Source organism: Spirulina sp. 06S082 (assembly GCF_034932145.1).
Taxonomy (GTDB): domain Bacteria; phylum Cyanobacteriota; class Cyanobacteriia; order Cyanobacteriales; family Spirulinaceae; genus CCY15215.
This window is the reverse complement of the sequence record NZ_JAYGHV010000316.1, coordinates 1-9,245: the sequence shown is the minus strand read 5'-3', so window position 1 is coordinate 9,245 and position 9,245 is coordinate 1. Positions and strand designations below refer to the sequence as shown.

The following is a 9,245-nucleotide window of genomic DNA, read 5'->3' as shown; positions in this document are numbered from 1 at the left end:
TGGCAAGGGTTTCAGTCTGCACCAACTTCACATCTCAATTGGTTTTGCTATATATCTCTAAAAAGCCGTCCACAGCGAAGCTAAAGGACGGGGTTTTAAACCCAGTTTTTTGATAAATGGTGTTCGTTTCGATACCATAAGCGGCGTTGGCGCTTCCGAGTTCGCTTTGGGTGAGGATTTCGAGTCTGGGGAATTCTTGTCCGCTAATGATGTTGGCTACGGCTTCGGTTACGTTTTCGAGTTGGATTTCTTCGCCAAAGGTAAATTGTACTCTTTCGAGGAAGTCGGGTTGTTGGCTGAAGGTTTCTAGGTTGTCGGCGGCGTTGTTGACGGCTTCGATTATTTTTGTAATATTTCTTAATAATTTAGCGCTTTTGCTCTGACACTTTCTGAACATTTTGTCCCTCAAGGATTGTTAGCACTAGAAGTTTTAGCTGCTAAATTTTCGGTCAGGGGGTGGTGACAGAAAATATACTCTTCAACCGGGCGATCGCCGATTAAATGCTCTTGAATAATACGTTCGATAATTTCTGGTGTTGCATGACGATACCAAATACCATCGGGATAAACCAGCAAAATTGGTCCCTCGCTGCAAACTCGCAAGCAATTGGTTTTCGTGCGAAAAATACAAGTCTCGCGATCGCCTCCCGGTTCGTCTAAACCCAGTTCCCCCAAGCGTCGTTTCAGATAATCCCAAGACTCTAACCCGACTTCTTTCGGACAGCATTTCGGTTTAGTCTGATCCGCGCAGAGAAAAATATGACGTTGAATTTTTTGCAATCCGAGACTTTGTACGCAGGATTCTAGTTTTTTTGTATCAACCATTTCAGTTATCAGTTATCAACTATCAATTTCTGTTTTATCTTCCCAAAATTGTTCCTTGCGAGGTATTATAGAAGACTGTGAGTTTTTGGGCTAAAGGTTATGAAAGCGGAAGAAATGATTCGCTCAATTGAGGCAGAACACCTCAAAGACAGCTTGCCCACAATTCACGTGGGCGATCTCGTTCGCATTGGAGTTAAAATCCAAGAAGGCGGCAAAGAAAGGGTACAGCCCTACGAAGGCACTGTAATTGCGAAACGCAATGGTGGAATTAGTGAAACCATCACCGTGCGGAAAATCTTTCAAGGTGTTGGTGTAGAGCGGGTTTTTCTGCTCCATTCTCCTAGAGTGGTTAGTATTAAAATTCTGCGACGGGGTAAAGTCAGACGCGCTAAACTCTATTATTTGCGCGATCGCATCGGTAAAGCCACCCGGATTAAACAACGCTTCGATCGCGCCCTTGAATAATTGGCGGAAGAATATTTTTTGGGAAAATACTAGCGTATGTTGCCCCTTTTGCGTTAAACTGGACTAATGAATGCTTCAAATTGATTGACTGGGTTAATTTGCTATCAATCAAACTAGGAACTGAAGGTTCGCGGGCGCTCTTAGTTCAGTTGGTAGAACGCGGGTCTCCAAAACCCGATGTCGGGGGTTCAAGTCCTCCAGGGCGCGTTAGAAGGGTAAAGTAGATATACCCTATATCTATTACCTGTTTGTTAAACAGGTTGAAAAATCCTTTCCCATAGGGATGACAAGTCATTGTCCATCTGCAAACAAACTGGGGAGAAAATCCACCGTGGCTAAGAAAAAATCGTCAAAAAAGGACACCAGTAACAAAAGGAATAAATCTCCAAATCAAAATGGCGATCGGAATGTACCGCAAAATCAAGGCGATCGACAAAATGTAAAAGATAGCGTCGAAAATAGTCCTTCTCTCGAGAAGGGAAAGGCAACCCCAGCCCCTCGAAAAGACACTGGTGAAAAATTTAATGCCGTTAAATTTTTTCAAGAATCGAAAGAGGAACTCTCTAAAGTTGTCTGGCCGTCACGACAACAATTAATTAGCGAATCTGCTGCTGTGGTTTTAATGGTGACATTGGTTGCCACGACGATCTATTTTGTCGATAACTTATTTGTGTGGTTAAGTGGCAAGGTGTTCTAATGAATGTGACGAGGGACAATCTCGAAGATACAAATCTTGAAGAAACCGATGAAGACTTCCAAGAGGAAGAGTCTTTTCCGACGATTAAAAATGCGCGTTGGTATGCCGTTCAAGTTGCCTCGGGTTGTGAAAAACGAGTTAAGGCCAACTTAGAACAGCGCATCCACACTTTAGACGTGGCCGATCGCATTCTGCAAATTCAAATCCCCCAAACCCCAACGGTTAAAGTGCGTAAAGACGGCACGCGAATTCATGGGGAAGAAAAGGTTTTTCCTGGCTATGTTCTCGTCAAAATGATTTTAGATGATGACGCATGGCAAGCCGTTAAAAATACACCTAACGTGATTAATTTTGTCGGTGCGGAAAAACAACGTCCCTATGGAAGAGGAAGAGGCCACGTTAAACCCGTCCCTCTGAGTCCGTCAGAAGTCGAACGCATTTTCAGACAGACCCAAGAACAAGAACCTGTTGTCAAAATTGATATGGCAGTGGGTGATAAAATAATGGTTCTGTCGGGTCCCTTTAAAGACTTTGAAGGTGAAGTGATTGAAGTTAGTCCCGAACGGAGCAAACTCAAAGCACTTCTTTCAATTTTTGGACGGGATACGCCAGTGGAATTGGAGTTCAATCAGGTCGAAAAACAAAGCTAAAATGGCAAAAAAAGTAGTTGCATTGGTTAAGTTGGCACTTCCTGCGGGAAAGGCTGCTGCTACCCCACCAGTGGGTCCCGCTTTGGGTCAACATGGTGTCAATATCATGGCATTTTGTAAGGAATACAATGCCAAAACTGCGGATAAAGTGGGAATGATTATTCCTGTGGAAATCTCTGTCTATGAAGATCGCAGTTTCACTTTCGTTCTCAAAACTCCTCCCGCTTCAGTTTTAATTAAAAAGGAAGCAGGAATTGAAAAGGGTGCGAGTCAACCGAATAAAGAAAATGTAGGTTCTATTAGCCGCGAACAATTGCGGAAAATTGCTGAAGTAAAAATGCCCGATCTCAATGCAAATGATATTGAGGCTGCTATGAAAATTGTGGCGGGAACGGCTAGAAATATGGGTGTAAGCATTACTGATTAATGTTTTATTGTCCTGTTTTAGCGCAATATTTCAGTTTCAATCTCGAATTTCAGATATTTTGCCACCTTATATTGGGGAGAGGCGATCGCTTCGTTAGAACCCAAGGAGTAAACCATGACCAAGAAGATTTCTCGTCGCTTGAAAGCAGCGATCGCGAAAGTAGAAGAAAGAGCTTATGAGCCATTGGAAGCCATGAGCCTGTTAAAAGAAACAGCAACGGCTAAGTTTGATGAAACCGCCGAAGCGCATATCCGTTTGGGAATTGATCCTAAGTATACCGATCAGCAGTTGCGGACCACGGTGAGCTTTCCCAAAGGAACAGGACAAACCATCCGCGTTGCGGTTATTGCTCGCGGGGAAAAGGTCAACGAAGCGACAGAAGCTGGCGCAGATTTGGCAGGATCGGAGGAATTAATCGAAGAAATCCAGAAAGGGATGCTGGACTTCGATAAACTCATTTCTACCCCGGATATGATGCCGAAAGTGGCTAAATTAGGGCGTTTATTAGGTCCTCGCGGCTTGATGCCTTCCCCCAAAGCAGGAACCGTCACTACAGATTTAGGAGGGGCGATCGCCGAATTCAAAGCCGGAAAAATTGAATTTCGTGCCGATCGCACGGGCATCGTTCATGTTATGTTTGGAAAGACATCCTTTGCGCCAGAAGATTTGTTAACAAATCTGAAAACATTACAGGAAACTGTCGATCGCAATCGTCCTTCCGGGGCAAAAGGTCGTTACTGGCGCAGTGTCTTTATTTCTGCTTCGATGGGACCCTCAATTGAAGTAGACATTAGTGCATTACGGGATTTAAAATTGTTGGAATAAGGTGGGAAATCCCTCCTCGATCCAACTCAATAAAAATTCATCAAACGCAAACCGAAGACCGCAGGAGCCATCAGGCTTAATGAATATCCTGCCGAGGCGAGTTAGATGATGGTAAGTAAATGGGATAGTTAATATCCTTAGTTCTTGCCCTCATTTAGACCCCGACCTCGGCACCAGAGGCGGGGTTTGATTTTGGAGTTAATTTTGCAATGAAAAGGAGGTGAAACTGAATGGGAAGAACCCGAGCGAATAAAGAAACGGTAATTGCCGATATTAAAGGACTTTTGAGCGAGGCTCAATTGGCTGTTGTCGTTGATTTCCAAGGGTTAACCGTTGCCGAAATTACCGATTTGCGCGATCGCCTGCGTCCTACGGGGGCAGTGTGTAAGGTGACTAAAAACACCTTAATGCGGATCGCCGTTGAGGAAAACGACGAATGGAAGCCGATGACAGAATTTCTGTCCGGTACCAACGCCTTTTTACTCGTTAAAGACGATATTGGCGGCGCTGTCCGCGCTTACCAAGACTTTAGAAAAGCGGCCAAGAAAAGCGAATTTCGCGGCGGTGTCATGCAGGGGCGCGCCCTGAATGAAGAACAAGTCAAGGCGATCGCGGATCTACCTTCCAAGGAAGAACTCATGGCGCAAATTGCTGGAGCTATCAACTCCATTCCGACGCAATTGGCTGTGGGTATCAAGGAAGTGCCGTCTTCTCTGGGGCGGGGTATCAACGAAGTGCCGTCTTCTTTGGGACGCGCAATTCAAGCAATCGCCCAAAAAGAAGAGCAAGATGCAGCGTAAGCTAATTCTGCTCGCAAACCAAGTCCGTCGGCAAAACGGACTCGAAATTTACAAGTTAATCTTTACTGACAAGGAGTTTACCAATGTCTGCTGCAACTGAAGAAATTCTCGAAAAATTGAAATCTTTGACCTTACTAGAAGCCTCTGAATTAGTCAAAGGTATTGAAGAAGCCTTTGGCGTAAGTGCGGCTGCACCTGCTGGCGGTATGATGGTAGCAGCGATGCCTGGTGGTGGCGGTGCTGCTGCGGCTGCTGAACCCGAGGAAGAAAAAACCGAATTTGATGTGGTTCTTACGGAATTCCCTAGCGATAAGAAAATTGCCGTTCTGAAGGTGGTTCGCGCTATTACTGGTTTGGGTCTGAAAGAAGCCAAAGAGGTTGTAGAATCTGTTCCCAAAACACTCAAAGAAGGGATTGCTAAAGATGAAGCTGAGGCGATCAAGAAACAGTTGGAAGAAACTGGTGCAAAAGCTGAAGTCAAGTAATTTTGGTTCGGCTGCGATCGCCTAAGCGATTAAAGTAAAGTAGGGATAGTACCAGGTACTATCCCTACTTTATTGTGGGAAAATTAAGCATTATTTTATAATTCTATCTTATCTAATTCTCCTAATATTTTCCGCATAAATTCTTCTGGATTTTGTGTAGGGAGTTCGCCCAATGCGACATATTCTTCTGGTGTATATTCGCCGTCACTTTCCATTGCTTCTTGAATGAAATCTGATAAAATATTTGGATGTTCTAAAAGATCGCAAGCCATTTCATAAGCCGTTTTTCCTGTTGGTTCTGACTCCACTTTTGTTGCTAGGCAAAAATTCAACAATTTTCCCAGATTACTCTCAGGGCGAATTGACATCAGAAAAGACATGGTTTGAGCGAGAACTTGTTTTTGTTTATCCATTTGTACTCTTTTTTATAATATGCCTAAAGATTAAATTATATGCAGAAACGGAGTTACTGATATTTTCAACAATTCAATCAGTTCCTCATCCATGTAACGATATTCATCAGGGATATCTAGGACATGAATAGCCTTATATTCAAGTAGTCTGGAGAACTTTGCTTTCAGTTGATTTTTATGCTTTTGTTCCATAACAAAAATAACATCAGCCCAGCGCAAATCTACAGCAGAAATTGTTTTTCGAGCCTTAGAGCTTGTTCCAGCCGATCGCACTTTCAACCCATTAGTATTACGCCAAATGCTTTCGGCGGTTGGGCTGCGCCATTGATTGCGACTGCATACAAATAGTAATTTCTGCAATTTTTACCTCTTAGTTTCCCTGTCTTAATTTTATTCTATTTTTATAAAAGTTGGGCAAAATATTGAGTCATAATCGATCGCGGCACTTTTCCCACTAATGTTTTCTGTGTGTGGCGATCGCGATCTAAAAAGGTAAACTGAGGCACTCCCGTGACGCGATATTGTTGAATAATATCCACCCATTGAGGATCGTCAATATCGAGCATCACGAAATTGAATTTTTCTCCATACTCTGATTCTAGATTTTCCATTGTCAACGCCATTCCTTGACAAGTGGTACACCAGTTAGCATAAAATTCTAAAATTGTTGGTTGATTATTTTTCATGGCTAAATTGTAAGGAGTAGAACGTTCTGCCATATTTTTCATAGTCACTAAACCCGCTAAAGAAGAACTTGAAAAAAGTCCTGCTTTTGCTTCAGGAATGAATAATAAACTATTTAAAAATAAACAGAGGAGCAATGCGATCGCAATTTTTCTACAGTTCAATAACATAATTTGAGATAAATCAATAATGAATAATGGGTAAATTTTCCTCTCTTCCTCTATTAACCTAAGTTGCTAGTTACAAATATTATCTGTGTCGATCCCCCTAAATCCCCCTTAAAAAGGGGGACTTCCGGATTCTCCCCCCTTATTAAGGGGGGCTGGGGGGGATCAAGTTGATAACTAGCAAGTTGAGTTATTCCCTATTCCCTATTCCCTCACTGATAATAATAAGCGAGAAAAATATGAAAAACAAGCATAATGCAAAAGACAGCGACTAGAAAAATATGAGTATTCAGCCACCAAGCACGCATATTGCGAATGAGTGCAGCTTTAGAAATCAGGAAACGGCTCTTATGTACCTCTTTAGTATCTTGAGGTATCCACCCAAAATAACGCCGAGAAGACTCTAAAACCCCCGTTTCTGCAACAGCACCAACTAAAGCCGACAGCGTGACCCCAAAAAAGACCCAGAGAAATATCGCATTAAAATTTAAACCTCGCGATCCAAGAGTATGAATAAGAGTCGTTCCTAAAAGCGCAATACCGAGAAAAATATGCAAACTGCGCCAAAATTGTAACGATCCTGGGAGTTTAATTTTAATCAGCCAACTTCGCCCTCGTTTGCGAGCCATTAAAAGCATTTCTAGGAAAACAAATAATAAAGAACTATAGCCTGTAATTTGCTTATAAATTTCTCCTTGTAGAATCAGATGTAACTCAAAAGCGCGATCGCGGAGATTGGGCAAATAGTAGGGACTGAAAACAAAAGGAACGAGCAGAATTGCTGCCAATAGGGTCAAAATAATTAAAGTTGAAAATTTTGGCTTCATTGCAAAATCTTGAGAACTTAATTTTGTTTTTGTTCGCGCGATCGTAGCATTAAGGGACGTTGCAGAAAACGTCCCTACAGAATTTACAGAAATTACACTCAAACCAATTGGGATTAAGTTCCTTCTACAGGTAAATTGATGACAATTCCCCCCATAACTTCTCCCATTTCAAATTGCTTATCAGGATAGCGTTCTTGGTGAACGGGATGGGTATTATGACAAGTAATACAAGCCTCAGCTACTGCTTTGTCGGGATAGACCGCAGAGAAGTATTTCTGACTGCCAATTTCCTGATAATCTTTGTAAGGTTCTCCTGTTTCAACAACTTTTGCCATTGCTTCTTTTTCAAAGTCTGTTTTAGGTGCTTGGGAATCATTAATATTCCAAGGAGAAATTAAACCGTAAGTAAATGTGCCTTCTTCAGCCGCAATTTCCGAACCCAAACGAAACATCTGTGCGGGAAGAGGAATACCACCTGTTTCTTTCCAGGCTTCTGTTGCTTCTGCGGGGACAACTCCATCTTCTTTTGGTTTTCCTTCTAAGGTTTTCAAGCGGTTAACAACGTGCTTGGTATAAGCTGTTCTGTCTGCTAATAATACCGTGTGAATGTAATCAACAACCAATTCGGGATTAATGCCACTGCTACTCCCTTCCGCTTGGGGTGTAGGGCTACCTCCAGCACAGGCGATCGCGGTAAAACAAATTGCAGCCGCTAAGGTTAATAAAGCGATAGTTTTCGCTTTCAATTTACGCAAAAAAGCAAACATTGTAGGTTCTCCTCTTCAATTAAAAAACTGTCTCGAAATACGCAATTTTGCGTAATTAATTCTCTGTCCCCGATCGCTTTTCCTCAAGATTTTTGACCATCTCTAAAGTTTGTAAATATTGCGTCGGGGGCGCAGCAAAATTTGCCTCCACTAACTCATCATCAAAGATACTATTGTAGGAATATTCCATACCGTGACAATTCATACAAACATCTTTGACCATGCGATCGCGAGGCAACAAATTATAAGTATTGTTGTGGTTGACAAATACATTTTTTGTGCCTTCAATTTTCTGTCGGGGTAAGTGACAAGTGGCACAAGTTACTAAATCTGCTGTGGGTTTGGGCAGCGATCGCCCTTGGTCAAATAATAAGCCGTGTTTTGACTTGACATAATTCAAGGAATGTGAATCATTATGACAAGTCAAACAAGAATCGACTGAAGCTGTAAAAGTGTTTGCAGAATGAACATCGTGACAGGTATTGCAGTTCATTTGGCGATCGCCTGCCGCTTCTTTCATCGGCAAATATGCCATTGCTGGAGTTAGAGGAGACAGACCTTCTTGCAAGCGAATGCCATGTTTTCCTAACAAAAATGTTTCTACTTGTTGTTCGTGACAGCTTTGACAACTTTCATGGTTTGGCGAAACAATTAACTGTTTAGTTTCCGGTTGTAGGTGGCAACTCGAGCAATTAACATCAGCAAAAGCATGAGCGCTATTTTGCCATGCAAGGTTAATTTCTTCGATATGTTTTTTCGTAAAGCTACCAGCACGGGCAGTGGGAGAAAAAAACAGTAAAGACCACCACAAAAATAAGCCCATGAAACAAACTATTAATTGTTTAGTTTTGCGATCTTTCATTCCTTCCCTCGACTAGCTAGATTAGCATTTTGAATCTCAAATTTTGCCTGCAAAAATTCTTGATTCAAGTCTGGTTTAGGGGGTTTAGTCGAGCGATCGCCTTCTTTCAATACCGGAACTTCCGGTGTGGGCAATAATTGCGGCGCATTCATATTTTGCCGCAAAAAACCCGTTGAAATTGAGCGATGATCGTGAAAATTGTGACATCCCGCAGTCCAACAACCATCCGGTGCAAAACCGTCGTGACTTGCTAATTCTCCCGTAATAATCTCCTCATGACAATTCATACACAAATCGGGTTTTAGATGAACGCCACGAGCGAAAATATGTACGTGTTCCACATGGCAAGCC

General features: G+C 42.4%; 14 protein-coding genes, 1 tRNA gene, 2 pseudogenes and 1 other annotated feature. Of the genes and pseudogenes, 8 read left to right on the top strand and 9 right to left on the bottom strand.

The features are described from left to right. Positions 1 to 34: 34 nt before the first annotated feature. Together VB714_RS19950 and VB714_RS19945 are read right to left on the bottom strand one after the other, a co-directional pair. Complete coding sequence (locus VB714_RS19950; protein ID WP_323226424.1) at positions 35 to 397, bottom strand: hypothetical protein; 363 nt, start codon at positions 395 to 397, stop codon at positions 35 to 37. A gap of 8 nt (positions 398 to 405) precedes the next feature. Further along, complete coding sequence (locus tag VB714_RS19945) at positions 406 to 825, bottom strand: ferredoxin (protein ID WP_323226422.1); 420 nt, start codon at positions 823 to 825, stop codon at positions 406 to 408. Between the two features lie 99 nt (positions 826 to 924). On the opposite strand from VB714_RS19945, the gene rplS reads away from it, so the two are divergent. The 8 genes and pseudogenes from rplS to rplL all read left to right on the top strand — a co-directional run bounded on the left by rplS (position 925) and on the right by rplL (position 5,174). After that, positions 925 to 1,290, top strand: coding sequence for a 50S ribosomal protein L19 (rplS, locus tag VB714_RS19940; protein WP_204106794.1), 366 nt, complete (start codon positions 925 to 927; stop codon positions 1,288 to 1,290). Positions 1,291 to 1,424: 134 nt separating this feature from the next. Next, positions 1,425 to 1,497 (top strand) — tRNA-Trp (locus VB714_RS19935). Between the two features lie 334 nt (positions 1,498 to 1,831). Next, a pseudogene (secE, locus tag VB714_RS27540) lies at positions 1,832 to 1,987 on the top strand (preprotein translocase subunit SecE); the annotation flags it as partial. Next, a complete protein-coding gene (nusG, locus tag VB714_RS19925) occupies positions 1,987 to 2,637 on the top strand; it encodes a transcription termination/antitermination protein NusG (RefSeq protein WP_204106796.1) in 651 nt (216 codons plus the stop codon). The pseudogene secE and the gene nusG, both read left to right, overlap by 1 nt. A 1-nt stretch (position 2,638) precedes the next feature. Beyond that, positions 2,639 to 3,064, top strand: a complete 426-nt coding sequence (rplK, locus tag VB714_RS19920) for a 50S ribosomal protein L11 (protein ID WP_323226417.1) — start codon at positions 2,639 to 2,641, stop codon at positions 3,062 to 3,064. 114 nt (positions 3,065 to 3,178) lie between these two features. Then, on the top strand, positions 3,179 to 3,889 hold the full coding sequence (gene rplA, locus VB714_RS19915; protein WP_323226416.1) for a 50S ribosomal protein L1: 711 nt from the start codon (positions 3,179 to 3,181) through the stop codon (positions 3,887 to 3,889). A 33-nt stretch (positions 3,890 to 3,922) separates the two neighbouring features. Next, positions 3,923 to 4,089: a sequence feature (ribosomal protein L10 leader region), on the top strand. A 30-nt stretch (positions 4,090 to 4,119) separates the two neighbouring features. Then, entirely contained in the window at positions 4,120 to 4,689 is a 570-nt protein-coding gene (rplJ, locus tag VB714_RS19910) for a 50S ribosomal protein L10 (protein WP_323226415.1), read from the top strand. Positions 4,690 to 4,772: 83 nt separating this feature from the next. After that, positions 4,773 to 5,174, top strand: a complete 402-nt coding sequence (gene rplL / locus VB714_RS19905; RefSeq protein ID WP_323226414.1) for a 50S ribosomal protein L7/L12 — start codon at positions 4,773 to 4,775, stop codon at positions 5,172 to 5,174. Positions 5,175 to 5,269: 95 nt separating this feature from the next. Here rplL and VB714_RS19900 read toward each other — a convergent pair whose 3' ends face one another. The 7 genes and pseudogenes from VB714_RS19900 to VB714_RS19870 form a co-directional block, all read right to left on the bottom strand. Then, positions 5,270 to 5,587 (bottom strand): hypothetical protein, encoded by a 318-nt coding sequence (locus tag VB714_RS19900; protein WP_323226413.1) that lies wholly within the window; start codon positions 5,585 to 5,587, stop codon positions 5,270 to 5,272. Positions 5,588 to 5,617: 30 nt separating this feature from the next. Further along, complete coding sequence (locus tag VB714_RS19895; protein ID WP_323226412.1) at positions 5,618 to 5,947, bottom strand: hypothetical protein; 330 nt, start codon at positions 5,945 to 5,947, stop codon at positions 5,618 to 5,620. A gap of 41 nt (positions 5,948 to 5,988) precedes the next feature. After that, the gene (locus tag VB714_RS19890) at positions 5,989 to 6,441 is read right to left on the bottom strand and encodes a thioredoxin domain-containing protein (RefSeq protein WP_323226411.1); all 453 of its coding nucleotides are present in this window, start codon (positions 6,439 to 6,441) and stop codon (positions 5,989 to 5,991) included. Between the two features lie 209 nt (positions 6,442 to 6,650). Beyond that, positions 6,651 to 7,265 carry a hypothetical protein gene (locus VB714_RS19885; protein WP_323226410.1) on the bottom strand — a complete coding sequence of 205 codons (615 nt, stop codon included), beginning with the start codon at positions 7,263 to 7,265 and terminating at the stop codon, positions 6,651 to 6,653. Between the two features lie 113 nt (positions 7,266 to 7,378). Next, complete coding sequence (locus VB714_RS19880; protein WP_323226409.1) at positions 7,379 to 8,032, bottom strand: DUF3365 domain-containing protein; 654 nt, start codon at positions 8,030 to 8,032, stop codon at positions 7,379 to 7,381. Positions 8,033 to 8,087: 55 nt separating this feature from the next. Continuing rightward, on the bottom strand, positions 8,088 to 8,894 hold the full coding sequence (locus VB714_RS19875) for a hypothetical protein (protein ID WP_323226408.1): 807 nt from the start codon (positions 8,892 to 8,894) through the stop codon (positions 8,088 to 8,090). Then, positions 8,891 to 9,245, bottom strand: a pseudogene (locus tag VB714_RS19870) (hypothetical protein); the annotation flags it as partial. The pseudogene VB714_RS19870 and the gene VB714_RS19875, both read right to left, overlap by 4 nt.

What these genes read in the sequence shown, in the direction of transcription:
- VB714_RS19875 (WP_323226408.1), bottom strand. Translation starts at nt 8,894, where the DNA reads ATGAAAGATCGCAAAACTAAACAATTAATAGTTTGTTTCATGGGCTTA.
- rplJ (WP_323226415.1), top strand. Translation starts at nt 4,120, where the DNA reads ATGGGAAGAACCCGAGCGAATAAAGAAACGGTAATTGCCGATATTAAA.
- VB714_RS19890 (WP_323226411.1), bottom strand. Translation starts at nt 6,441, where the DNA reads ATGTTATTGAACTGTAGAAAAATTGCGATCGCATTGCTCCTCTGTTTA.
- VB714_RS19950 (WP_323226424.1), bottom strand. Translation starts at nt 397, where the DNA reads ATGTTCAGAAAGTGTCAGAGCAAAAGCGCTAAATTATTAAGAAATATT.
- rplL (WP_323226414.1), top strand. Translation starts at nt 4,773, where the DNA reads ATGTCTGCTGCAACTGAAGAAATTCTCGAAAAATTGAAATCTTTGACC.
- VB714_RS19880 (WP_323226409.1), bottom strand. Translation starts at nt 8,032, where the DNA reads ATGTTTGCTTTTTTGCGTAAATTGAAAGCGAAAACTATCGCTTTATTA.
- rplA (WP_323226416.1), top strand. Translation starts at nt 3,179, where the DNA reads ATGACCAAGAAGATTTCTCGTCGCTTGAAAGCAGCGATCGCGAAAGTA.
- nusG (WP_204106796.1), top strand. Translation starts at nt 1,987, where the DNA reads ATGAATGTGACGAGGGACAATCTCGAAGATACAAATCTTGAAGAAACC.
- rplS (WP_204106794.1), top strand. Translation starts at nt 925, where the DNA reads ATGAAAGCGGAAGAAATGATTCGCTCAATTGAGGCAGAACACCTCAAA.
- VB714_RS19945 (WP_323226422.1), bottom strand. Translation starts at nt 825, where the DNA reads ATGGTTGATACAAAAAAACTAGAATCCTGCGTACAAAGTCTCGGATTG.
- rplK (WP_323226417.1), top strand. Translation starts at nt 2,639, where the DNA reads ATGGCAAAAAAAGTAGTTGCATTGGTTAAGTTGGCACTTCCTGCGGGA.
- VB714_RS19885 (WP_323226410.1), bottom strand. Translation starts at nt 7,265, where the DNA reads ATGAAGCCAAAATTTTCAACTTTAATTATTTTGACCCTATTGGCAGCA.
- VB714_RS19900 (WP_323226413.1), bottom strand. Translation starts at nt 5,587, where the DNA reads ATGGATAAACAAAAACAAGTTCTCGCTCAAACCATGTCTTTTCTGATG.